A 21,611-nucleotide genomic window follows, 5' to 3' on the forward strand; every position below is an offset into this window, starting at 1 on the left:
CCGGAGAACGGGCCGGGAACTCGGAGAGTGCCCGGCCCGTCCGCGCACGGCGGAATCGTGGTGCTTCGCTCGCCTACTTCGCGGGCGGAGCGGTCTTCTTGGCGACCGGCTTGCGCACCGGGGTCTTCTTCGCCGGGCTCTTCTTGGAGGGGGCGTCCTCGGCGGCGGCGACCGCCGGCTTCTCCTCCTCCTTGACCTCGACCGGCTCGGCCTTCGGCTCGACGGCGATGGCGAAGTCCTCGATCTCCTCGGCGGCCTCGCCGCGCCAGGTCCGCACGGTCTGCTCGCCGTGCTCGGCGACCTTCTCGTACGTCTCCCGCGCCTTGACGGCGTACTCGGCGGCGACGCCGACACCGCGCAGGGCGAAGTCCTGGGCGGACTCGCCGAGCTTCTTCAGGTCGGTGTCGAGGGTGCCGAGGAACTCCGTCACCTTGGCCTGAAGGGTCTCCTGCGCCTCCTTGGCGCGGGCGGTGGCCTTCTCCTGGACGGCGTTGGGGTCGATGTTCTTCACGGTGTCGATGCGGCCCGGGGCCTCGGCGCGGATCTGCTCCACGATGCCGGGGACCTTCTTCGCCTGCTGAACGGCCAGGTCGGCGGTGCCGGCGAGGAAGTAGAGCGGGGTCGGGTCCGTGGCGGCCTTGCGGATGTCGTCGGTGATGGCCATGACGATGGTCCTCCCGTAATCGCTTTCAGCTGAGGGTTGTGTGATCCGCATGCGGTCAACTCGCGGTCTGCTGCGGACCGGCATCGCTGCCGTCGGCCGTGCGGGGGCCGCGGACGGCGGTGTCCTGTGGAGGCTGGGCGTCCGGTATGTCCTGAGTCTCGGGCGCGTCGGTGCCGCGCCCCGCGCCGGTGCCCGGCGCCTCGGCGTCGTGACCGGTCTCGTCCGCCGGTGCGATCTCGAACCCGTTCTCCTTGCGGAAGGACTCGTAGATCTGGAGCAGCACCTGCTTCTGCCGCTCGTTCAGCGTGGGATCGGCGAGGATGACGGCACGCGTCTCCACCTCGTCACGGTCCCGCTCGGCGTCGAGGATGCCGGCCCGCACGTACAGCGTCTCGGCGGAGATCCGCAGGGCCTTGGCGACCTGCTGGAGCACCTCCGCGCTCGGCTTGCGCAGCCCGCGCTCGATCTGACTCAGATACGGATTGGACACCCCGGCGGCGTCGGCGAGCTGCCGCAGCGACAGCTGCGCGCTGCGCCGCTGCTCCCGCAGGTACTCACCGAGATTGCCGACGTTGAGCGATGCCATGCCCCCACCTTGCCCCATCGTCGCTAACTTTTGCAAGCACCTGCTTGCAAAAGTGTGTCACGCCACGAAGGGCGTGGCCCCTCGGCCGATCATGACGGCGCCAGTACAACCGTTCGACCTCTGCGCGTGTCTGATGTCCGGTACTTGCAACCCGCAATTCACCGTGCATATCCGCCACTTCAATCCAGAGGTAACCGAATGCTCCGCTCCGGGCACAGCCTCCGCACACTTCGCAGGGCCGTCGGCGTCGTCGGCGCCGGCGCGCTGATCACGTTGGGCAGCGCTCCCTCCGCCGTGGCCGACGGCCCCGGGACCGGGCTGGTGCTGAGCGCCGCGTCGGTCGACGGAGTGAAGCCGGGAACCACCTTCGAGGCGCCGGTCACCTTCGGCACCACGGGCACCAAGGCGCTGGACAAGGTCTACGTGTGGTTCTACGTCACCGAGGGGCTGGACTTCGCCGACGTGCCCTCGAACTGCGTGCGGTGGGACATCGGCGAGTACGACGAGTTGGCGCCCAGAACCCTGCTGACCTGCGAGTTCGACCAGACCGTCGAGCCCGATGTCGTCTATGCCCCCGACAAGCTGCCCATCAAGGCCCTCGACAGGGCGCTGTACGACCAACTCGACGTCGTCGTCTGGGACTACGAATACCCCGGCGGCGATGAATACGCCCACAGGCCCGTGCGCGGAACCGCTCCCGCGTCGAAGCTGGTGGAGCGGCCCGGCGCCGTTCTGCCCGGCGGCGGCTCGGAGGGCTCCGCCAGGGCCCGGGTGCGGGTGAACACGGTGAACACGGCCGACTTCCAGGTGTCGGGCGCGGAGCTGAAGGGCCGGGTCGGGGACACGGTCGACGTCACGGTGAAGGTCACCAACGCCGGTCCCGCGTGGGTGCTGGAGCAGCCCGGCCCCAAGCTGTCCACCCGGTTGCTGATCAAGGTGCCCGCGGGCACGACCGTGGTCAAGAAGCCGGGCCTCTGCGAGAAGTCGGCAGCCGGAACCTACTCCTGCGACAGCGGCCAGCCGGACTGGATGGAGCCGGGAGACGTGAGCATCCGCTCCTTCAAGCTGAGGATCGACAAGGCGGTGGCGGGAGCCAAGGGCTCGGTGACCCTCAGTTCCGACGCCCGCCCGTACGACGTGAACAAGGCGAACGACAAGGCCGACATCCTGCTCCACGTCGAGGGCGGCGGTTCGACGGGCGGCAGCGGCTCGGCGGGCGGTTCGGGTTCCACCGGCGGCAGCGGCTCGGCGGGCGGTTCGGGTTCCACCGGCGGAGGCGGGACCACGGGGGGATCCGGGTCCACGGGCGGATCCGGGAGCACGGGCGGATCCGGGAGCACGGGCGGTGGAGCGAACACCACCACCGGCGGTGACCTCGCCGCCACCGGTTCCGGCCCGGCGCTGCCCCTCGCGGGTGCCGCGGCCGCGGCCGTCGCCGCCGGTGCGGGCGCGGTCCTGATCGTCCGTCGGCGCGCGGCCCGGCGGTAATCCGTCCGGCGCGCGCCCGAGGGCGTCGCGCCCGGAACCGTTCGAGCGGGACACCGGCCGCGGCTGTCCCGCTCGATCCGTGGGCGCGGCGGCACCCGTCACCAGGGCAGCGGGCGCGCGTGGATCACGTCCAGGCGCGACACCGCCCGGGTCAGCACCACGTAGAGCCGGTGCAGACCCCGCGTCTCGGCCTCCGCCATCGCCGCCGGTTCCACGGCCACGACGTGGTCGTACTCCAGCCCCTTGGCCAGACTCGCGGGCAGCACCGCGATCCGCGCGCCCGGTTCATCCGCTCCGGCGGCGCGGATCCCCGCGGCGCCGAGCGCCTCCCGCACCTCGGTGACGTCGGCGTCCGCGGTGATGACCCCGATGGACCCCTCGTGCGCGAGCGCCTCCCGTACGGCCGCGACGGTCTCGGCCGCCGGGTCGGCGGTCGGCCGGATCCTCAACGCGCCGTCCCCGCGCAGGGACCGGGCCGGCGGGACACCCACATCCAGGCGTTCCAGCACCCGGTTGGCGAGTTCGACGATGACCCCGGGCACCCGGAACCCGACCGTCAGGGGGACGACGGCGGCGTCCGGTTTACCCAGATGGGCCAGGAGTTCGCCCCACTCCCGCGCCGCCCAGGGAGTCGTGCCCTGCGCGAGGTCCCCGAGCACGGTCAGCGACCCGAAGGAGGCCCGCCGCGCGATGGCCCGGCATTCCATCGGCGACAGGTCCTGCGCCTCGTCGATCACCAAGTGGCCGTATCCCTGGGGGTGTTCGATCAGCCCTGCGATCTCGTCGAGCAGGACCAGATCGGCGGCCGACCACCGCGCCGACTTCCACGACCGCGGCGGCCGCGCCCACAGGACCGCCTTCCGCTCCTCGGCGTCGAGGATCCCCTCGGCGACCCGCTCCAGCGCCCCGGCGTCGGTGAGGAGCCGGGCGAGCAGTTCCTCGGGACGCACCCGGGGCCACACCGCGTCGACGTACGCGCCGACCGGCCGGGCCCTGGAGATCCGCTGCGCCCAGGCGTTCGTCTGCGGCCCGGCCCGCAGCTCGGCCCGTTCCCGCACATACCGCACGACCCGTGTCCGCACCCGCTCCCGCCCGACGGCGTACGGCGGTTCCTCGGCCCGTACGCCGTCCACGATGCGGCGCAGTACGGCGACGGGGACCCGCCAGCGGTACGTGCCGTCCGGCACGGCGAGGTCCTCGGCCGGGACGCCGATGCTCCCGTACAACGCCCGGCGCAGCACCCGTGCCATCCGGGCGTCGTGCTTGACGGCCGCGGCTCGTTCGCCGTCCTCGCCCGTCACCGGACGGCCGGCGATCTCCTCGCCGATCGTCGACTGGCGCACGCCGGTCTCCCCGAGCGCGGGAAGGACCTCCGCGATGTACGACAGGAAGGTGCGGTTGGGGCCGAGGATCAGCAGGCCGCCGCGGCGGACGCGCTGCGGATGGGTGTAGAGGAGGTAGGCGGCCCGGTGCAGGCCGACGGCGGTCTTGCCGGTGCCCGGGGCGCCCTGCACGCAGACCGAGGCCGGCAGGTCGGCCCGTACGAGATCGTCCTGTTCGGGCTGGATGGTGGCGGCGATGTCCCGCATGGGGCCGACGCGGGGGCGCTCGATCTCCTCGGCGAGGATCGAACTGCCTTGACCGGTCCCGCTCGGCACAGCCCAACCCTCCCCGGCTCCGGTCGGCTCGGGCGGGACCGGTCCCGGCGAGGGCCGCGCCGTCCCGACGGGTTCGTCCTCGAGACCGGTGAGGTCGGCGGAGTCGCCGCGGCTGCCGGGGGCCCAGCCGAAGCGCCGGCGGACGGCGACGCCCTGGGGATCGCGGGCACCCGCCTGGTAGAAGGCGCGCGAGACGGGGGCCCGCCAGTCGACGACGAGGGGCGGGGCGGCGGGGTGTTCCCTGATCCGCAGCCGCCCGATGTGATAGCTCTGCCCGGCGTGGTCGCCGGCCGCCGTCACCGAGTCCTGGAAGTCCAGCCGGCCGAAGAACAGGGGCCCCTGGGGCAGTTCCCGCATCTCCTTGGCCTGGCTGCGCAGCTGATACCCGAGCACCTCGGCGTCGGCCCCGGACGCGGAGACGTCCTCGCCGGTGACGACCTGCTCCTCGGCGCCGTCGACCATCGCGGCGAGGGCGGCGCGACAGGTGTCGTGAAAGGCGCGTTCACGGGAGAGGGAGCGGGCGAGCGGCAGGTCCGGGGCAGGCCGTCGGGCGGGGTCGGGTGGCGTCATTCCATCCAGGGTACCGGAATAACTTAACCGAGTAACATTCTTTACCCAGTCGCACCTCGGATGCCTCTACGGACCCCTGGCCGCCCCCCGCCGGGCACGAACCCCGGAATCCCCGGGCACGAACCCCGGGATCCCCGGGCACGAACCCCGGGACCCCGGGGTCAGGCGAGCCCGGGGAACCCGGCCGCGAGCCGCGCGAAGGCACGCTCGGCCGCCGCCACCGCGTCCGGCCGTACGGCGGCCACCCGCTCCCCCTCCGCGATCCGCCGCAGGTTCTCCTCGGCGAGGATGCGGCGCACGGCCGTGATCTGTCCGGCGGCGAGCCGTGCGTCGAGCCCGGTGCCCAGCGGCTCCGCGAGGGCTTCGGCGAGCGCGGCCTCGGACCGCTCCAGGTACCCGTACATCCGCGCCACCAGCGACGGCGTCCCGTAGAGCAACCGGTGGAAGGCGAGGACGCCGGGATGCTCGTTGAGCCCGGTGACGGGGTCCTCCCTGCGCAGACCGTCCAGGAAGTGCTCGCGGAGGGAGTCGATCGCGGGCCGTCCGGCCGCCCGGCCCTCCTCGACGACCCGCGCGGCCTCGGTCTCGTGGTCCGCGAACCGGTGCAGGACCAGGTCCTCCTTGGACGCGAAGTACCGGAAGAGCGTCGGCTTGGAGATCTCGGAGGCGGCCGCGACCTCGGCGACGGACACGGCGTCGAACCCCTTCTCCAGGAAGAGGCCGATGGCGGTGTCGGAGACGGACTGGTACATCCGCCGCTTCTTGCGTTCGCGCAGTCCGGTGTCACTCATGGTCACGAGCCTACGCACCACCGGGGACCGCGGCCCCGGCCATGGCTCCCGCGCTCTTCGCCCGCTCTTCGTACCAACGGCCCAACGCGGCCGTGACGCTCTCCGGGGCCGGGACCTCGATCCCCAGCGGCACCGTCGCGGCGCTCAGCACCTGCTGGATCCTGCCGCCCGCCCGGGCGAGGAGACTCGCGTCGACCGTCCGCCCCTCCTCCTCCAGCGACAGGGCCGTCCGGATGACGTCGGTGAAGACGGACTGGGCCCTCTTGAAGGCGAGGAGCTTGGGAAGGTCCTCCTCCCAGCCGTCCGAACCGCGGGGGGTGACGACCTTGCGCCACTGCTCGATCATCCGGTCTTCCTGGTCCCGCGGGTAGCGCATCAGGTAGAGGTGGGTGGCCAGGTCGTAGAGCGGGTCTCCGAACATCGCCAGTTCCCAGTCGATCGTCCAGAGCCGGCCCGCTCCGTCGACCACGAAATTCTCGCGGTGGAGATCGGCGTGCAGCAGATGGAAAGGGCGGCGGGTCAGTCCCGACACATGCCCGCGGAGTTTTCCGAAGGAGGCGCCGTCCAGTCCGAGGTCGTAGAACAGGCCTTTGAAGTCGGGCATATTCCGCTGGTACACCTCCTCTTCCGTGAACAGGATCAACCGCTCCAAAAAGCCGTCACTGTCTCCCTCGGCAGCCCGGTAAACAGGTGTGCACGTCCGTTCCACGGTCAGGGAATCGGGCCTTACCCGGGCCAACTGCCCGAAGAGGGAAACGATTTGCCCGAGGAGGGACGACGGGATACCGCCGCCGGATCCGTACAGGGTCCCCAGCGTCTCGCCCTCGATGAACCGCTGGAGACCGGCGAACCGCTGAAGACCGGCGGAGCCCGCCTGGATCAGGTCGGGGACGCCCTCGATGCGCCCCTGCAATGCGCGGAGCAGTTCCTCCTCGGACGCGAAACAGCGCCGGTCGAACCACAGCAGCCCGGGACGCGGCTCCCGGCATTTCCAGCGGCCCGGTTCGGCTTCTCCCGGCAGGACCGGCAGCGGAACGACATACGTCTCGTGGTGGTAGCCATGGAGTGGTCCCTCGACCACTCCCGCGTCGCCACTCACCTCAACGGCTCGCCGCCGAGCCAGGGAAGCCGATTCGGGTGACATTGACCGTTCTCTCAACACAACCGCGACCGAAGAGAAAAGAGGGGAGAACGGTACTCCGTCGCCACTCGTGAATGGGCATAATTCCAGAAGACCTGCTCCTCAGCGCGCTGGTCCGCTATGCGAAGGGCCGCCTTCCCGCTGTCGTGACGCGGGCGCTGAGCAGCGGCTACGGCTCGCGCGGGCCGCCGCGCGGGTGTCGCACGGTTCACCCCGTCGGGGCACGGCCCGCGCCCTTCACAGCTGACCCCGCAGGGTTTGCAGCACCGTTTCCAGCGACGCCACCACATGCTCGGCTCCGGCGTCCCGGAGCAGTTTCTCCTTGTCGGGGTGACGCGCGTAGCCGAGGAACGGAACCCCGGCGCTCCGGGCGGCGTGCAGATCCGAGGGGGCGTCACCGATCATGAGCGCCTTCGACGGATCCGCGCCGAGGGCGTTCAGGGCCCGGTTGAGGCAGTTCGGGTCCGGCTTGAGGTGGTCGAGGTTCCGGGTGCGGCCGTAGACGTGGGGCGCGAAGCATTCGGACAGACCGCGGCCCTCCAGATAACGGGAGGCCGTGCGGGGCGAGTTGTTGGTGGCGATCGCCAGCCGGGCGCCGACGGCCCGCCAGGTCCGTATCACCGCGTCGGCGTACTCGGTGGGCCAGGCCTTGGCCACCGCCTTGAGCTCCTGCTGGGTGAATCGTTCCTCCAGCTCGGCCACCAGGTCGCTGCGCGGACGCCGCCGGTTGACCGCGTGCAGGACCGCCAGCGGATCGGCGTGCTCACGCTCCTCCGGGCTCAGCAGCCTGCGCATCCCCTGCTGTTCGAGCCACTCGACCAGATCCCTGGCCACCTTCTCGGCGGCGTGCCCCGCGTACAGGCGGCATACCGGCCCGTCGAAGTCGAAGAGCACGAAGCGCGCGCCGGTGATCGTGTCCCGCAGGTTCTCCGTCTGTGTCGCCACCGCATCAGTCTGCGTCGTATCAGAAGTCACTACGAGAGTCTGAGGTCCTTGGTGATGGTTTCCCAGAGGGCGTTGAACCACTTCTGGGACTCGTCCACGAACGCGGTGTCCCGGCCGCCGGCCCGCTTCTCGAAGGAGAAGAGCAGGGACTCGGTGCCGAGGGCGTCGTACATGTCCAGTTTCTCGTCGTCCGAGATCTCCTCCTCCCGCCTGGTGATCGTGTAGTACGCCATCAGCGCCTCCGACCCGTTGAGCAGGTACAGCTTCACCGGCGGGGTGAAGGGCAGGGCCCGGAAGGCCACATGGACCTCGATGCCGTGGGAGGAGCGCAGGGACTGGAGGTTGTGGCGCAGGACGTGGCCCTGGGCGTTGCGCTGGTCCAGCCAGCGCTTGTGGACCGGGTCCTCGTCGCCCCGGTCGTCGACGGAGACGGGGAACGCCAGGTTGATCTCCCGGCTGGGCAGCAGGATCCGTACGTCGATGCGCTCCGGGCGGATCCTTCCGTCGTGGATCTGGCGGACCGGCTCGGCGAGCGCCACCATCAGCGTCTCCGCGGTGAGGCAGGCCGCGTCGATCCGCACATGGGGGACGGAGAACGCCTCGGTGATACGCGGGGCGAGGCCCACCATGGTCGGCTGGGGTCCGTTCCGGGTGGGAGCGACTTCCGCGATCCGCGGCGGACTGCCCTTGCTGACGTTGCTCAGCAGGCCGCCTTCCTGGAGCTCGCGCAGGGCCAGCCGGACGGTGCCGCGCTCGACGCCGAACTCGTCGGCCAGTTCCGCCTGGGTGGGCAGACGGTCGCCCGCCTTCAGCTCGCCGGTGCGGATGCGCTCCCGCAGGACGTCGGCGATCTCCTGGGGCGAAAGCCTTCTGCTGCTGTCACTCGCCACAACGTTCTCCTGAGTCACGACCAAACGGTACAACTCTCTCCCATCTTTGGGGAGTTACTCGAAAGTTGTTTATCGACACTTACCAAGTGGGGACAACCTAACCAGAGTTGGCTGCCAACTCGGCCAAGATGGCGGAAGCTTTGCCTCCCTCTCGCCCATCCGTGGCACAGAGCACCCCGAGCAGGTCACCGAAGAGAAGCAGGAGGAACCACCATGCCCGCCATCGCCCTCCTCTCCGCCGTCTTCGTCGTCGGCTTCGAGCAACTCGTCCAATGGCGGTACGGCCCGACGGGCATCGTCGGACTGCTGCTGCTCACCATCGGGATCAAGGCGAAGAACCCCACGTGCAGCACCATCGGGGCCGTCGTCCTGGCCCTGCTGATGGCGGGACCGGCCGTCAGTTCGTGATCAGTAATTCCGAACTGATCGTCTCCCACAGCGCGTTGAACCAGAGGTGGGACTGTTCCACGAACGTGGTGTCCCGCAGTCCCACCCCCTGCCCGAAGGGGAACAGCATCGACTGCGTGCCTTCGGCGTCGTACATCTCCAGGTATTCGTGGTCGATCTCCTCGCCCCGCCGGGCGAGCGTGTAGTACGCGAAGAGCGCTTCGGACTCGTTGAGCAGGTACAGCTTCACGGGCGGGGTGAAGGGCAGCGCGCGGAAGGAGACCCGCACGTCGATGGCGTGCGTGGCGCGCAGCGCCATCAGGTTGTGCCGCAGCACCTGCACCTGGGCGTTGCGCTGGGCCAGCCAGCGGCGCCGCGGACGGTCGTCCGTCATGTCGTCGACCGGCGCGGGGAACGCGAGGTCGATGTCCCGGCTGGGAAGCAGCACCCGGACGTCGACCTTGGCCGGTTTTATGCGTCCCGCGTGAATCTCGCGCAACGGCTCGCCCATGGCGAGGGTGAGCGACACGGCGGTCAGACACAGCGCGTCGATCTCCACGTGCGGGACCTCGAAGGCCGCCGTGATCCGCGGGGCGAGCGCCACCACGGTGGACTGCGGCTTGTCCTGCGGCCCGGTCAGAGCCCGCTCGGGATGGTCCGCGACCGTCGCCGGGCTCCCCTTGGACACGTTGACGAGCAGGTGCTCCGACTGAAGGATGCGCAGCGCCTGGCGCACCGCGCCGCGTTCGACGCCGAACTCGTCGGCCAGTCTGGCCTGGGTCGGCATGCGCTGGCCGGCCCGCAGCTGACCGGACCTGATCCGGCTGCGCAGCTCGTCGGCCACCTCTCGGTGTGACCTCGGCGGCCGTGGTGACCTGTTCCGTCCGTTGACGACGGCATGCTTCGGCTCCACAACCAGAACACTACAACTTCCCGCCATCTTTTGGCAGTTGCCGGACAGGTGGTTATGAGTCGTCCCAACACGGAGATAACCAAGAGTGAGTTGGTCGCCAACTTGTTCAACATGGTCAAACTTCCGGAGGGTTGGCCGCCGAAGTTCCGCCTGGATGCCGGGCGGTCGGGGCGGACGGTCCTCAGCGGGGGTCCGCCTCCCCGTCCCGAAGGAGGGACCGTCATGCCGCTCATCGCCCTCGCCGTCGCCGCCCTGGCCATCGGATTCGAGCAACTCATCCAGTGGGAGTACGGACCGATGGGCATCATCGCGTTCGTCGCGCTGTCCGTCGGGCTCAAGGCCCGGAACGCCACCATCAGCGGCATCGGGGCCGTGATCCTCGTGATGCTGCTCGCCCAGTCCGGCTGAGCGGACGCCACGTCCGCCGGTCCGGCCGACCACACTCCCCTCCGGAGGGGAGCCGGGAGCATGGTCGGTCCGCACCACCGCGTCACCCCGCACCACCACAACTGAATCGCTACGGATCTGCAGTACCGGCAGTCGACACCCGCATGGAAAGGAGAACGTCCCTACAGGCAGCCGCAGTTCAGAAGATGTCCGGGCACCACGGTCGCCTGGACGTCCGCAGCAGGGCGTCGGCCAGACGGGCGGCGCCCTCTTGCCGTTCCCGGACCCGGCCCAGCGCCGCCAGCCGCACCGCGGACTCGTCCCCGAGCCACAGCGTCGCCAGATCGGCGATGGAGAGCGACAGGTCCGCCTCCTCGGTGGTCGGCGCGCAGGCCGCCGTACCGTCCGACGCGGCCCGGAGCCGATAGCGGCCTCCGTCCGGCCCGCTCTCGTCCGTCACGTCGAGCACGAGCGTCCCGGCGGTCCCGTACGTCCGCGCCTCCAGAGCCCGTACGACATCCAGGATCCGCACCCAGAGCCAGTCCGACTGGCTGGTGACACGGGCGGCACGCGGGTCCGGCAGGAACAGCGGCAGCAGGTCGTCGGGGGCGCGCCGGCCGGACTTGACCCGGGTGATCCAGTCGATCGAGCAGAGGTAGCCCCACAGGGCGCGCTCGGCCGCCGGCGTCACCGCGAGCAGCCAGTTCACCTCCGCCGTGTTGTGGGGCTGGTTGGAGTCGCCCCACTCGTCGTCCGAGGTGTAGGAGACGAGGCCCTCGATCTCGCCCGACGCCGAGCGGTACGCGGCGTAGAACGGCTCCTTCCAGGGGAAGCCGCCGAACCTCAGCAGGCCGGTGTTCATCTGCCACCAGCGGGCGTCGCGGCTGATCGCGCCCGGCCGGTCGCGCCGGAACCGCTCGTGCAGTTCGGGTCCCGCCTTGCGGACGTCCTCGGCGTCCAGGAGGTCGACACGGCCGCCGTCCGCCGGACCCGCCCAGCGGGGGTCGAGTCCGGTGCGCGGTACGTCGACGGTCCACTCGGTGGTGGTGGTCGCGGGGCCGAAGCCGTAGCGGCCGTAGATCGGGTACTCGGCGGCGATGAGTGTCGCGACGACGTCGCCCCGCTCCCTCGCCGCCGCCAGGTCGGCCTTCATCATGCGGGTGAGCAGTCCCCGGCGGCGGTGCGTGGGCGAGACGGTCACCCCGGAGATCGCGTCCGCGGGGACGGCGGCGCCACCGACCGCGGTGAGCTCCTGCGGGAACGACCTGAACGTCGCCACACAGCGGGAGCCGTCGAACGCGCCCTGTGTCCTCCCCAGGATGAACGCCGATCTACGGTTCTCGACGTCCTCGTCCGAGATGACCGGCTCCTGCAGGAACCCCGTCTTCACGGCGCGCAGCCAGTCGGGGAGATCAGAAGCGGTGATCGGCCGTACGCCGATCGTGTCCGCGGTGTCTGTGGCATCGATGGCGTCGCTGGCATCATGCGGGGTCATGGAGCCACGCTAGGCGGACCCCGGCCGGGGTGTCGCGCGGATTTTCACACGGCCCCTCCCGGCCGTTCCTCCCCTCCCCGCCCTGATCCCGGTCAGGGCGGAGCGCCGCACGGATCCCGGACCGGACGCATCCCGATCCCGGACCGGGAAGGCCACACGGATCCCCTGCCGGACACTCCCCGGTTCCGGGCCGGAAAGCCCTGCGGATCCGAGGTCCGGCACACCCGCCCCCGGGTCAGAAAGCCGCCCGGATCTCCCCCACCTCGCGGCCGCCACCCAGCAGGGGCGCGCTGCCGATCCTCGTCACCACCGGCCCCTCCACGCCCAGCAGTCCCAGAGCGCGGGCCAGGACGGGGCCCAGTGCCCGGCCCCCGCCGTCGTCGATCTTGAAGGCGAGGGCGCGGCCGTCGGGCAGCGCGACCGCCTGGACGGCTTCGGCGCCCATCTTGGACAGGGCGCCCGGGACCTCGCGCATCAGCCAGGTGTCGGGGCGCCGGGTGCCGGCGACGTACTCGGGGTGGGCGCGCATGGCGTCGGCCACCCGGCGTTCGGCGGAACCGGGGGCCGCGAGGACGAAGGAGCGGAAGGCGCGGGCGAGACCCGTGAGGGTGATCGCCATCAGGGGCGCCCCGCAGCCGTCCGTGCCGACCGCCGCTACGGGCTCCCCGGCGGCCTCCTCGACCACGGAGTGGATGAGCTGCTGGAGGGGGTGCCCGGGATCGAGGTAGGACTCGGTGGACCAGCCGCGCTGCGCGCACACCGCGAGCATCGCCGCGTGCTTGCCGGAGCAGTTCATGGTGACCCGGTCGCGCACGGCACCGGAGGCGAGGTAGGTCTCGGCCTCGACGGGGTCCAGCGGCAGGTCCGGCGGGCACTGGAGCTGCCCGGCGTCCAGCCCGTGCTCGACGAGCATCTTCTGGACCAGGTCACGGTGGAAGATCTCGCCGGAGTGGCTCGCGGCGGCCAGGGCCAGGCGTTCCCCGGCCAGGTCGAGGCCCGCGCGCAGGACGCCGGCCGCCTGCATGGGCTTGTTCGACGAGCGCGGGAAGACGGGTGCCGCCACGTCGCCGAGCGCCAGCTCGACCGCCCCGTCAGCGGCCAGCACCACCAGGCTGCCGCGGTGGTGCCCCTCGACGAAGCCGGAGCGCACGACCTCGGCGAGCACCGGGAGCACGTCGGACGTACCGGACCGGGGAGTCCTCTCGGACACGGGAGCCGTGCCGGGCGTACGAGCCGTGCCGGGGGTACCGGAGGCGCCCGGTGCACCGGCCTCACCCGGTACACCCGGTGTGCCGTCGGATATGGGCGGGTCTTCGGGCGTGCGGGGAGCTGCGGACATCGGCGGTGGCCTTCCGGAACAGGGACCCGCTCGGAAGGCGGGAGCCGGGTCGTGTCCCGGACCGCGCCCCCGCCCGCGTGGAGCGGAAGCGCGCCTCCTGGATTCCGGCGCGCCCCTCGGCCCCGGGATCACCGGGGCCGCCACGTCACATGAGCAGGTCGTCTACTTGTGCTTCCCCTTCACGGTACCTGCGGGCGATCTCGGCGCTGCAATCGTCGGCCGTGCGCTGGAGCTGCTGGCGCCGCCGGGAGACCTGCTGCTCGTAACGGACGAGTCGGCCGAGCCCCGCGCCCAGCTCTTCGTCCGTACGGGCCTCCAGGTCCGACAGCTCCACCTCGGCGAGCATGTCGGCGGCCAGCGCCCGGTACTCCTCGCCGTGCGGCGTGCCCACGGTCACATGGCGGGCCGAGGAGCGGTACCGGGCCGGCGCGTCCGTGAGGATCTCCGAGAGCCGCTCGACGACGGAGGGCTTCCCCCGGCCCACCGGCGAGAGGTGTCCGGAGGCCGGGGCGGGCATCCGGTGCTCCCCGCGGCGCGCGAGCTCCGCGCGCAGGATGTCGATGCGTCCCTGGAGCAGCCGCCGGACATAGCTGAGGTCGGCCTCGTCCCGCTGGGCGTCCCGGCGCAGCGTCCGCAGTTCGGGCAGCCGGAGCACGGTGATGCCGGTCGGGGCCGGATCCGCCGCCAGCGGGCCGCTGTCGGTGCGCTGCACCGGCGTCCGGGCCGTCATCGCTTCCGCCCGTGCGTTCGTACGGGTCAATGACACGGCTCCGGTCTGCCCGGTCCTCGATGTGCTCATGTACCTCTACCGTCCCCTCGACCGGCGCGGTCCGCCCAACGGCCGGACCGCAACACCCCGCATGGTGCCACCCCAGATGGCCGCTATGTGCCCGAGTGACCCGATCGGCCCCAGATGGCGGGTTGGTTACCCCGGAAAATCACGCGAAGGGCCCGCACCGCGCGACGGGACCGTGACACGGCATCATGGTCCGCATGCGTGCGGTGGTGCAGAGAGTGGACGGCGCGAGCGTCGTCGTGGACGGCGAGACGGTCGGCGAGATCAGCGGTGAGGGCCTGTGCGTCCTCGTCGGGGTCACCCACGAGGACACCAAGGAGAAGGCGGCCCAACTGGCCCGCAAACTCTGGTCCGTCCGGATGCTGGCCGACGAGCGGTCCTGCTCCGACATCGACGCGCCGCTGCTCGTCATCAGCCAGTTCACGCTGTACGGCGACGCCCGCAAGGGGCGCCGCCCCACCTGGAACGCGGCCGCCCCCGGCGATGTGGCCGAGCCCCTCGTCGAGGAGGTCGTCGCCCAGCTCCGCGCTCTGGGCGCCACGGTGGCCACGGGCCGTTTCGGCGCCCGGATGCGGGTCTCCCTGACGAACGACGGCCCGTTCACCGTCCTCCTGGAGATGTGAGCCCTACGGCTCGACGACGACCTCCTGGGCCGCCGCCGTCGAGTCCGCCATGAGCGGGGCGTCCACGGGCACGTTGCGCTTCACGAGGGCCAGCGCGATCGGGCCGAGTTCGTGGTGGCGTACGGATGTGGTGATGAAGCCGATCGTGCGGCCGTCGGGGGCCTCGTCGGCGACGCGCAGCTCGGTGCCGTGCGGGGGCAGGACGACCTCGCTGCCGTCGAGGTGCAGGAAGACCAGGCGGCGCGGGGGCTTGCCCAGGTTCTGGACGCGGGCGACCGTCTCCTGTCCGCGGTAGCAGCCCTTCTGGAGGTGCACCGCGGTACCGATCCAGCCCAGTTCGTGCGGGATGGTGCGGTGGTCGGTCTCGAAGCCGAGGCGGGGCCGGTGCTGCTCGACGCGCAGGGCCTCGTGGGCGAGGAGCCCGGCGGGCGGTCCGGCCTTCTCCGCCCAGGAGTCCAGGTCCGCGCGCGGCAGGAAGAGATCACGGCCGTACGGCGTCTCGCGGACGACGACGCCCTCGGGGGCCTCGGCGATCGAACCGGCCGGAAGCTCGACGACCGCGAAGTCGGCCGTGCGGTCGGCGACTTCGACCCGGTAGAAGAAGATCATCGACTCCAGGTAGGCGACCAGTGCCTCCTGGGCGCCGGGTTCCGTGTGCATCCACACCGTCGTGCCGTCGTCGACGAGGTACAGCGCGTGCTCGATGTGGCCGTTCGCGGAGAGGATCAGCGCCTCGGTGGCCTGGCCGGCCGGGAGGTCGGTGACGTGCTGGGTGAGCAGCAGGTGCAGCCAGGCCAGCCGGTCGTCCCCGGTGACGGTGACGACACCGCGGTGGGAGAGGTCCACGAAGCCGACGCCGTCGGCGAGCGCGCGCTGCTCACGGAACAGGTCGCCGTAGTGGGCGGCGACGCCTTCGTCCACGCCCTCGGCGGGAACGGCGCCGGGCAGGGACAGGAGGGAACTCTTCATGGACATACACACTACGACCGCGCGGTCACCGATTTTATTTCTGCCGGCTCTGTCAGCTCTGCCGGCTCTGTCAGCTCTGCCGGCTCTGTCAGCTCTGCCGGGCCTGTCAGTTCTGCTGGGCCTGTCAGTTCTGCTGGGCCTGCTGGGCCTGGCAGTCCGCGCAGCGGCCGAAAATGGCGAAGTGCTTCATCTCGGTCTCGAAGCCGAAGGATTCCCGGAGCTTCGCGGTGAACTCGGCGGCGACGGAGACATCGGCCTCGATGACGTTCGAGCAGTCGCGGCAGACGAGGTGGATGTGATGGTGCCGGTCAGCCAGGTGGTAGGTCGGCGCGCCGTGCCCCAGATGGGCATGGCTGACGAGCCCGAGCTCCTCCAGGAGCTCCAGGGTCCGGTAGACCGTGGAAATGTTGACCCCCGACGCCGTCTTCCTCACTTCGCCGAGGATGTCGTCGGGGGTCGCGTGCTCCAGGGTGTCCACTGCCTCGAGGACAAGCTGGCGCTGGGGCGTCAGCCGGTAGCCGCGCTGCCTGAGGTCGCTCTTCCAGTCGGTGCTCACCACACTGGAAGTCTAGGACCATTCCGGTGGGCACCGCCCTGGGGAACGGTACGGCGGCTCGGGACCGCGCCGCGGCCTCCTACTTGAAGAAGGCGATCCCGTCGTCCGGCATGTCGTCGGGCAGGGCCTTGGCCCAGCGCTCGACGTCCTCCGGCGTGACGACCTTCTTCAGGTGCCCGGACATGTAGGGACGCAGCTCGACCTCGGGGGTCTGCTTCTCGCCGACCCACATGAGGTCGCTGTTCACATAGCCGTACAGGCGCTTGCCGCCGCTGTAGGGACCGGAGGCGGCGGTGCGGGCCACGGCGTCGGTGACCAGGTCGATCTGCGGCTTCTTGTCGGCCAGCTCGCCGTACCAGATCTCGACGACGCCGTCGTCGCGGGTCATCACGACCTCGACCTTGCGCTCGGCGTCGACGCGCCAGAAGCCGGTCTCCGTCTCCAGCGGCCGGACCTTCTCGCCGTTCTCGTCGAGCACCCAGCTGTGCGAGCGGTACTCCAGGAAGTCCCGCCCGTCGTGCGTGAAGCTGACCTCCTGCCCGAAGTTGCACTTCTCGGAGCCGGGGAAGTCGTGGACACCGACTCCGGCCCAGTCGCCGAGCAGGAAGACAAGGGGGACCAGGTCCTTGTGGAGGTCCGACGGGATCTCGATCATGAGCTGAACAGTTCCTTGATGGGGGTCAGCGCTGGCCCTGGTACAGCTTCTTCACGGTCAGTGCCGCGAAGGCGAGCACGCCGACGCAGACCAGGACCAGCAGGGTTTCGAAGAAGATCTCCACGGGGTGCTCCTCGGTGAGCGGAACGGGTCCCCGCCCGGGCGCGGCCGGGACTGGGGAGGTACACAAAGGCCGGGCCCCAGCTTACGCGGCCGGGGCCCGGCACTCTCTTCCAGGTGGGCCCTGTCGGGTCCTTCACACTCAGCCGAGCAGTTGACTCTGGAGAACCACCGTCTGCTGGAAGGGGATCGCCCGCGCGGAGCCCTTGCGGGACTGCACCACCAGGCCGAGGGTGTCCCCGGCCGCCAGGTACGCCTGCCTGACCTGCTCGGCGCCGTACGGCTTGGTCTCCGTGTACGCGTAGCGGGCGATGCCGCCGAACTGGGCGACGTCCGCGAAAACCTCGTCGCTGTGCATGGAGGCCGCGCCCCGCAGCTCGAACCTCGGGAAGTCCCAGCTCGTGAACTCGTCCTGGTGGAGTTCGTCGACGACCGTGGCGGTGTCGAACCGGAGCAGGTAGATCCGGGTGTGCGTGCCGTCCGGGGTGGTCCAGCCGCGAGCGGCGATGTGCCGCAGGGCGTAGTCGGTCAGCAGCTGGCCGATGTGATCGCGGTCGTCCTTCGAGGCGTACGCGGCGAGGAAGTCCGCCTTCGGCAGCCAGCCGTCCGCTCCGCGCAGGTCCTTGTCGGCCTTCGCGCCCTCGGGAGCGGGCAGCAGCAGCTTGCGCAGGTCGGCGTGGTGGACGCCCGCCTTGTTCGCCTCGGCGAAGGGGGCCTGGCTGCCCGACGGCAGCGGGGGCAGCTGGATCTCGGGGTAGTCCCAGCGCCCGTCGGAGGCGGTCGCGAGGCCCGGGACGTCGGTGCGCGGCAGCTCCGTGATGCCGTACGCGGCGCCTGTGCCGACCGTCGCGAACACGACGGCGGCCGCGGTCCAGCGCAGCACGGCCCTGAGCACCCGACGGTCCTTCTTCACCGGGGGTCCTGCCTGATCCGCCTGCTCTGTCTGCCCCGCCGGTTCGGCCTGGAGCGGTTCGGCCTGGCGCGGTTCGGCCGGGGACACGGCGGCTGCCGCTTCCGACGGCGCGGGCGACGGCGCTTCCGACGACACCGGCAGAGGCGCTTGCGGAGGCGCTTGCGGAGCTGCTTCCGGTGCTGCTTCGGCGGGCACCTCGGAAGATTCCTCCGAAGCGACAGGCGTAGCAAGGTTCTCGGTCATACGGCTTCCCCCGGGTCCGTGATCCTGTCGAGCTGGGCGGACAGGAAGCGGGCGACGGCGGGGCCGTCCAGCGGCTTGACGCCGGAGACGGTCACGCTCACCAGTACGTCTCCCGTGTACGCGGAGCAGACCATCATGTCGAGCTTCTCGGAACTGTCCTTGGGCGGCAGGAAGCAGCCGGCGTTCTTGTGGCCCTCGACCTTCGGGCCCTTGCGGAAGATGCCGAGCGCGTCGAGCAGCCGGATCTGCTTCGTCGAGATGTCCCGCACGGTCCGCTGGTTCTCCATCCGGGACAGCGTGACGCTCGCGGTGAAGGACTTCTCGTAGTCGGCGCCGAAGGCGTCCGTGCTCAGGTAACTGCGCATCACCACGCCCTTGATGCGCTCCTTGTCGATCTCCTTCTCCAGCTGCCGCCGCTGGGTGCGCGGCAGGTCACGGAGCGACTCCTTGCGCAGCGCGGTGGCCTGACCGCCGCTCAGCTCCGCGTCCGTCCCGAACTCGGAGAGGTCGGGGCCGCGCGTGTAGGCATCGCCGTAGGGCAGGAGCATGCCGGCGAGCCCGGTGGCCGCCCCGGCGTTCTCGTCCTTGTCCTTCGCGGCCTTCGGGAAACGCCAGGTGGGCTTCCCGGGATCACGGTCCGCCCCGTCCACGGTCACGACGGTGTAGCCGACACCACTGAGCACCGCCGCGACCAGCAGGACGGCACCGGAGACGGCGGCGATACGGCCGAGGCACAACCGCCGCCCGGGCGCGGCGGACTCGCCGACCGGCTCCCCGGGAAGCCCGGCGAGGGGGTTCTCGGCCGGCTTCTCGGCGAGGTTGTCGGCGACGTTCCCGGCCGGATTCCCGGCCGGATTCTCCGTGGGCTTCTCAGCGATGTTCTCGGTGGGCTTCTCGCCGATGCCCGCGGCGATGTTCTCGGCGGGGTTCTCGGCTGGGTTCTCGCTCACAGTCGCCCCACCTGCCGCTTGGCCAGATCCATGATCTTGTCCTTGGGAATCGGCTTGCTGTCGTAGATCCAGACCTCCATGGCGACGTCTCCGCGCCAGGCGTGTGCCTCCGCCGAGTAGATCGGGAGGTAGCCCGGCTTCGTGTCGGGCCGGGTGTGGACGTACGCCATGCCGTCCTCGGTGCCGGGGACGGACCAGCTCTTGGTGCCGGACTCCTTCTCCGCCCAGTAGTACCCGCTCTCGGCGGCCTCGGAGGCCTTGAGGTCCTCCTCCTGGTGGTACTGCACCAGGCGGATCTCCACGGAGTAGGTGCCGCCCTGCCTCCAGGTGACGACGGCCGCGCGGCGGAACTGGTCGCCGATGAGCTGGGTGAAGGCGCCGGCCGGCTTCTTGTAGGAGTGCGCGTACTCCGTCAGGCTCATCCAGCCGTCGTTGCCCGCCCAGCCGCCCGCCTTCGCGCCCTTGGGCCGGGCGATCAGGAGCTCGCGCAGGTCGCCGTCCGTCTTCACCCGGTGGTCCTGGGCGGCGGACAGCGGTTCGGGACCGGGACCCTTGGCCCGGGCCACCACCGGCTGCGACAGCGAGGGCAGTTTCGTGGGCTCGCGGTCGGCCTGGACCAGATATCCGGCGCAGGTACCGGCGACGAGGCCGAGCACGGCGGCCGTGGCGATGAGCAGCGTCGTACGACCGCGCCGACGGGGCCCGGGCCCTGACGGAGCGTCCGGCGCCGTGCCGGGATCGGCGACCGGCACGTCGTCGGGCGCGCTCGGTCTTTCCGGTGTTTCGGGTCCTTCAGGTACTACCAAGACGTCCCCCCACAGAACATGAAGTGCGGATTCCGTATCCGCGCGCACAAGAGACCCATGGCTGATACATGAGGTTGCACGGATGTTGATCACGATTCGGATTACCTCGGACTACCATGGCGACCATGGCGAACAAGCTCGTGATCAAGGTGACGGCGGGGGCCGACGCCCCGGAGCGGTGCTCACAGGCGTTCACCGTCGCCGCGGTGGCCGTGGCCAGCGGTGTGGAGGTCTCCCTCTGGCTGACCGGCGAGTCCTCCTGGTTCGCGCTGCCGGGCCGCGCCGCCGAGTTCGAGCTGCCGCACGCGGCACCGCTGCCCGATCTGATCGACTCGATCCTGGCGGCCGGGCGCATCACCCTGTGCACCCAGTGCGCGGCCCGGCGCGGCATCACGGAGAAGGACGTCCTGGAGGGCGTACGGATCGCCGGTGCGCAGGTGTTCGTGCAGGAGGCGATGGCGGACGGGACGCAGGCGCTGGTCTACTGACCGGCGTTCCGCCGACGGGGGCGGCGCTCGTCGCCGTCGGTCCGCGCGCCGCTACTGACCCCGTCCGCGCCGACCGCGGGTGTCCACCCAGAGGCAGAAGGGGTGACCCGCCGGGTCGAACAGCACCCGTACGTCCTCCTGGGGCTGATGCTCCGCGAGCCGGGCGCCCTGCTCCACGGCACGGACGGTCTCCTCGGCCAGGTCGTCGACCTCGATGTCGAGGTGGAGCATCATCCGCTGGTCGCCGGGACCGGCGGGCCACACCGGCGGTGTGTAGAGCGGTTCGGTCTCGAAGGCGAGCGCGACCTCTCCGAACGGCGGGCCGATGAGCACCCAGTCGGGTTCCTCGGCCCGCACCTCGTACCCGAGCAGCCTCCGGTAGAAGCCGGCGAGTTCATGGGCATCGGGCGCGTCGAGCACCACGGTGGACAACCTCGTACGCGACATAGACGCCTTCCGCTCCTACTGCTGCCGCCGTTTCTTGCCGTCCAGCTCGTCCCACCACTCGTCGGACTTCGGGTCCCCGGACGGGTCGTCCCACCATCGGTCCTCGGGCCCCCGCCGGTTGGCCACCATCGCGGCCACCGGCGGAATCAGCATGGCCACCACGCACATGGCGACGGCCGCGGGGACCGACCACAGCCGTACGACTGCCCAGGCGAGGACGAACAGCACGACGCACGTCCCCATCATGGCGAAATACAGATGACGCCTGCGCGCGTACATACCACCAGCGTAGGCCCGGGCAACCCGTCCGGCGCAGTGCCGACGGGCCCCGGAGGGCGGGCACGGGCCGGAGCACGGGCCGGGGCACGGGCGAGCGGGCGGCGTGGGTGTCGCGCGGGCAAGCCGAAGGGCCGCACCCCGATCCGGTAAGCGTCCAACCCCCGGGGGCGCGGCCCTTCGGCCGTTCGGTCGACTGCCGTCATCGACGGCGGTCCTCCGTTCAGACGGCGATCGCGACCTCGGCGAGGCCGCCCGTCTGGGCGACGACCGTGCGGTCGGCGGTGCCACCGGGGACCAGCGCGCGGACGGTCCAGGTGCCCTCGGCCGCGTAGAAGCGGAACTGGCCCGTCGCGGAGGTGGGGACCTCCGCCGTGAACTCGCCGGTCGAGTCCAGCAGACGGACGTAACCCGTCACCGGCTCGCCGTCGCGGGTCACCTGACCCTGGATCGTGGTCTCACCGGGCTTGATCGTCGAGGCGTCGGGGCCGCCGGCCTTCGCTCCACACATATTT

The 21,611-nt window shown here is 70.9% G+C and carries 25 protein-coding genes; 5 read left to right on the forward strand and 20 right to left on the reverse strand.

Annotation, left to right across the window (positions count from 1 at the left end; genetic code table 11):
* Positions 1-73: 73 nt before the first annotated feature.
* Positions 74-664, reverse strand: a complete 591-nt coding sequence (locus tag ACFYW9_RS10580) for a hypothetical protein (RefSeq protein ID WP_351860240.1) — start codon at positions 662-664, stop codon at positions 74-76.
* 55 nt (positions 665-719) lie between these two features.
* The gene (locus ACFYW9_RS10585) at positions 720-1,250 is read right to left on the reverse strand and encodes a helix-turn-helix transcriptional regulator (RefSeq protein WP_351860242.1); all 531 of its coding nucleotides are present in this window, start codon (positions 1,248-1,250) and stop codon (positions 720-722) included.
* A gap of 198 nt (positions 1,251-1,448) precedes the next feature.
* Here ACFYW9_RS10585 and ACFYW9_RS10590 point away from each other — a divergent pair, with 198 nt between their 5' ends.
* A complete protein-coding gene (locus tag ACFYW9_RS10590; protein ID WP_389147409.1) occupies positions 1,449-2,738 on the forward strand; it encodes a hypothetical protein in 1,290 nt (429 codons plus the stop codon).
* Positions 2,739-2,836: 98 nt separating this feature from the next.
* Here ACFYW9_RS10590 and ACFYW9_RS10595 read toward each other — a convergent pair whose 3' ends face one another.
* From ACFYW9_RS10595 to ACFYW9_RS10615, 5 genes are all read right to left on the reverse strand, one after another.
* The gene (locus tag ACFYW9_RS10595; RefSeq protein ID WP_389147412.1) at positions 2,837-4,966 is read right to left on the reverse strand and encodes a HelD family protein; all 2,130 of its coding nucleotides are present in this window, start codon (positions 4,964-4,966) and stop codon (positions 2,837-2,839) included.
* A 161-nt stretch (positions 4,967-5,127) separates the two neighbouring features.
* Positions 5,128-5,757 carry a TetR/AcrR family transcriptional regulator gene (locus tag ACFYW9_RS10600; RefSeq protein WP_389147415.1) on the reverse strand — a complete coding sequence of 210 codons (630 nt, stop codon included), beginning with the start codon at positions 5,755-5,757 and terminating at the stop codon, positions 5,128-5,130.
* A gap of 10 nt (positions 5,758-5,767) precedes the next feature.
* A complete protein-coding gene (locus ACFYW9_RS10605; RefSeq protein WP_389147418.1) occupies positions 5,768-6,856 on the reverse strand; it encodes a phosphotransferase family protein in 1,089 nt (362 codons plus the stop codon).
* 279 nt (positions 6,857-7,135) lie between these two features.
* Positions 7,136-7,873, reverse strand: coding sequence for an HAD family hydrolase (locus ACFYW9_RS10610; protein WP_389147421.1), 738 nt, complete (start codon positions 7,871-7,873; stop codon positions 7,136-7,138).
* Positions 7,873-8,757 carry a GntR family transcriptional regulator gene (locus ACFYW9_RS10615; protein WP_389147423.1) on the reverse strand — a complete coding sequence of 295 codons (885 nt, stop codon included), beginning with the start codon at positions 8,755-8,757 and terminating at the stop codon, positions 7,873-7,875. Before ACFYW9_RS10615 ends, ACFYW9_RS10610 begins: the two co-directional genes overlap by 1 nt.
* A gap of 189 nt (positions 8,758-8,946) precedes the next feature.
* On the opposite strand from ACFYW9_RS10615, the gene ACFYW9_RS10620 reads away from it, so the two are divergent.
* Entirely contained in the window at positions 8,947-9,141 is a 195-nt protein-coding gene (locus ACFYW9_RS10620; protein ID WP_261702068.1) for a hypothetical protein, read from the forward strand.
* Here ACFYW9_RS10620 and ACFYW9_RS10625 read toward each other — a convergent pair.
* On the reverse strand, positions 9,131-9,964 hold the full coding sequence (locus tag ACFYW9_RS10625) for a GntR family transcriptional regulator (RefSeq protein WP_351860255.1): 834 nt from the start codon (positions 9,962-9,964) through the stop codon (positions 9,131-9,133). The two genes, ACFYW9_RS10620 and ACFYW9_RS10625, sit on opposite strands and share 11 nt — an antisense overlap.
* Before the next feature lie 291 nt (positions 9,965-10,255).
* Between ACFYW9_RS10625 and ACFYW9_RS10630 the strand changes: the two genes are divergently transcribed.
* Positions 10,256-10,441 carry a hypothetical protein gene (locus ACFYW9_RS10630; protein WP_389147427.1) on the forward strand — a complete coding sequence of 62 codons (186 nt, stop codon included), beginning with the start codon at positions 10,256-10,258 and terminating at the stop codon, positions 10,439-10,441.
* 178 nt (positions 10,442-10,619) lie between these two features.
* Here ACFYW9_RS10630 and ACFYW9_RS10635 read toward each other — a convergent pair whose 3' ends face one another.
* The 3 genes from ACFYW9_RS10635 to ACFYW9_RS10645 form a co-directional block, all read right to left on the reverse strand.
* Positions 10,620-11,915 carry a GNAT family N-acetyltransferase gene (locus ACFYW9_RS10635; RefSeq protein WP_389147430.1) on the reverse strand — a complete coding sequence of 432 codons (1,296 nt, stop codon included), beginning with the start codon at positions 11,913-11,915 and terminating at the stop codon, positions 10,620-10,622.
* A gap of 235 nt (positions 11,916-12,150) precedes the next feature.
* Positions 12,151-13,125: an asparaginase gene (locus tag ACFYW9_RS10640; protein ID WP_389147433.1), complete on the reverse strand. Its 975-nt coding sequence runs from the start codon at positions 13,123-13,125 to the stop codon at positions 12,151-12,153.
* 274 nt (positions 13,126-13,399) lie between these two features.
* The gene (locus ACFYW9_RS10645) at positions 13,400-14,053 is read right to left on the reverse strand and encodes an AmfC protein (protein WP_389147436.1); all 654 of its coding nucleotides are present in this window, start codon (positions 14,051-14,053) and stop codon (positions 13,400-13,402) included.
* 194 nt (positions 14,054-14,247) lie between these two features.
* Here ACFYW9_RS10645 and dtd point away from each other — a divergent pair, with 194 nt between their 5' ends.
* On the forward strand, positions 14,248-14,673 hold the full coding sequence (dtd, locus tag ACFYW9_RS10650; protein ID WP_328450948.1) for a D-aminoacyl-tRNA deacylase: 426 nt from the start codon (positions 14,248-14,250) through the stop codon (positions 14,671-14,673).
* Positions 14,674-14,676: 3 nt separating this feature from the next.
* On the opposite strand, the gene ACFYW9_RS10655 is transcribed toward dtd, so the two are convergent.
* The 6 genes from ACFYW9_RS10655 to ACFYW9_RS10680 form a co-directional block, all read right to left on the reverse strand.
* The gene (locus tag ACFYW9_RS10655) at positions 14,677-15,642 is read right to left on the reverse strand and encodes a YgfZ/GcvT domain-containing protein (protein WP_389147441.1); all 966 of its coding nucleotides are present in this window, start codon (positions 15,640-15,642) and stop codon (positions 14,677-14,679) included.
* Positions 15,643-15,766: 124 nt separating this feature from the next.
* Entirely contained in the window at positions 15,767-16,201 is a 435-nt protein-coding gene (locus ACFYW9_RS10660; RefSeq protein ID WP_351860266.1) for a transcriptional repressor, read from the reverse strand.
* 76 nt (positions 16,202-16,277) lie between these two features.
* A complete protein-coding gene (locus ACFYW9_RS10665; RefSeq protein WP_389147445.1) occupies positions 16,278-16,853 on the reverse strand; it encodes an FABP family protein in 576 nt (191 codons plus the stop codon).
* A 262-nt stretch (positions 16,854-17,115) separates the two neighbouring features.
* Entirely contained in the window at positions 17,116-18,129 is a 1,014-nt protein-coding gene (locus tag ACFYW9_RS10670; RefSeq protein WP_389147448.1) for a hypothetical protein, read from the reverse strand.
* Entirely contained in the window at positions 18,126-19,079 is a 954-nt protein-coding gene (locus ACFYW9_RS10675) for a hypothetical protein (RefSeq protein ID WP_389147451.1), read from the reverse strand. Before ACFYW9_RS10675 ends, ACFYW9_RS10670 begins: the two co-directional genes overlap by 4 nt.
* The gene (locus ACFYW9_RS10680; RefSeq protein ID WP_389147454.1) at positions 19,076-19,885 is read right to left on the reverse strand and encodes a hypothetical protein; all 810 of its coding nucleotides are present in this window, start codon (positions 19,883-19,885) and stop codon (positions 19,076-19,078) included. Before ACFYW9_RS10680 ends, ACFYW9_RS10675 begins: the two co-directional genes overlap by 4 nt.
* 125 nt (positions 19,886-20,010) lie before the next feature.
* Here ACFYW9_RS10680 and ACFYW9_RS10685 point away from each other — a divergent pair, with 125 nt between their 5' ends.
* A complete protein-coding gene (locus ACFYW9_RS10685) occupies positions 20,011-20,373 on the forward strand; it encodes a DsrE family protein (protein WP_326786978.1) in 363 nt (120 codons plus the stop codon).
* A 51-nt stretch (positions 20,374-20,424) separates the two neighbouring features.
* On the opposite strand, the gene ACFYW9_RS10690 is transcribed toward ACFYW9_RS10685, so the two are convergent.
* The 3 genes from ACFYW9_RS10690 to ACFYW9_RS10700 form a co-directional block, all read right to left on the reverse strand.
* Entirely contained in the window at positions 20,425-20,820 is a 396-nt protein-coding gene (locus ACFYW9_RS10690) for a VOC family protein (protein ID WP_389147458.1), read from the reverse strand.
* A gap of 15 nt (positions 20,821-20,835) precedes the next feature.
* Positions 20,836-21,099 carry a DUF3099 domain-containing protein gene (locus ACFYW9_RS10695; protein ID WP_328450930.1) on the reverse strand — a complete coding sequence of 88 codons (264 nt, stop codon included), beginning with the start codon at positions 21,097-21,099 and terminating at the stop codon, positions 20,836-20,838.
* A gap of 220 nt (positions 21,100-21,319) precedes the next feature.
* Positions 21,320-21,607, reverse strand: coding sequence for a DUF1416 domain-containing protein (locus tag ACFYW9_RS10700; RefSeq protein ID WP_054232391.1), 288 nt, complete (start codon positions 21,605-21,607; stop codon positions 21,320-21,322).
* Positions 21,608-21,611 lie beyond the last annotated feature (4 nt).

It is taken from the genome of Streptomyces sp. NPDC002698, assembly GCF_042888945.1.
Taxonomy (GTDB): domain Bacteria; phylum Actinomycetota; class Actinomycetes; order Streptomycetales; family Streptomycetaceae; genus Streptomyces.

Bases quoted from the DNA above. Each gene is read 5' to 3' on its own strand.
- ACFYW9_RS10580 (WP_351860240.1), bottom strand. From the start codon at position 664: ATGGCCATCACCGACGACATCCGCAAGGCCGCCACGGACCCGACCCCG.
- ACFYW9_RS10585 (WP_351860242.1), bottom strand. From the start codon at position 1,250: ATGGCATCGCTCAACGTCGGCAATCTCGGTGAGTACCTGCGGGAGCAG.
- ACFYW9_RS10590 (WP_389147409.1), top strand. From the start codon at position 1,449: ATGCTCCGCTCCGGGCACAGCCTCCGCACACTTCGCAGGGCCGTCGGC.
- ACFYW9_RS10595 (WP_389147412.1), bottom strand. From the start codon at position 4,966: ATGACGCCACCCGACCCCGCCCGACGGCCTGCCCCGGACCTGCCGCTC.
- ACFYW9_RS10600 (WP_389147415.1), bottom strand. From the start codon at position 5,757: ATGAGTGACACCGGACTGCGCGAACGCAAGAAGCGGCGGATGTACCAG.
- ACFYW9_RS10620 (WP_261702068.1), top strand. From the start codon at position 8,947: ATGCCCGCCATCGCCCTCCTCTCCGCCGTCTTCGTCGTCGGCTTCGAG.
- ACFYW9_RS10630 (WP_389147427.1), top strand. From the start codon at position 10,256: ATGCCGCTCATCGCCCTCGCCGTCGCCGCCCTGGCCATCGGATTCGAG.
- ACFYW9_RS10635 (WP_389147430.1), bottom strand. From the start codon at position 11,915: ATGACCCCGCATGATGCCAGCGACGCCATCGATGCCACAGACACCGCG.
- ACFYW9_RS10645 (WP_389147436.1), bottom strand. From the start codon at position 14,053: ATGAGCACATCGAGGACCGGGCAGACCGGAGCCGTGTCATTGACCCGT.
- dtd (WP_328450948.1), top strand. From the start codon at position 14,248: ATGCGTGCGGTGGTGCAGAGAGTGGACGGCGCGAGCGTCGTCGTGGAC.
- ACFYW9_RS10655 (WP_389147441.1), bottom strand. From the start codon at position 15,642: ATGAAGAGTTCCCTCCTGTCCCTGCCCGGCGCCGTTCCCGCCGAGGGC.
- ACFYW9_RS10665 (WP_389147445.1), bottom strand. From the start codon at position 16,853: ATGATCGAGATCCCGTCGGACCTCCACAAGGACCTGGTCCCCCTTGTC.
- ACFYW9_RS10670 (WP_389147448.1), bottom strand. From the start codon at position 18,129: ATGACCGAGAACCTTGCTACGCCTGTCGCTTCGGAGGAATCTTCCGAG.
- ACFYW9_RS10685 (WP_326786978.1), top strand. From the start codon at position 20,011: ATGGCGAACAAGCTCGTGATCAAGGTGACGGCGGGGGCCGACGCCCCG.
- ACFYW9_RS10690 (WP_389147458.1), bottom strand. From the start codon at position 20,820: ATGTCGCGTACGAGGTTGTCCACCGTGGTGCTCGACGCGCCCGATGCC.
- ACFYW9_RS10695 (WP_328450930.1), bottom strand. From the start codon at position 21,099: ATGTACGCGCGCAGGCGTCATCTGTATTTCGCCATGATGGGGACGTGC.
- ACFYW9_RS10700 (WP_054232391.1), bottom strand. From the start codon at position 21,607: ATGTGTGGAGCGAAGGCCGGCGGCCCCGACGCCTCGACGATCAAGCCC.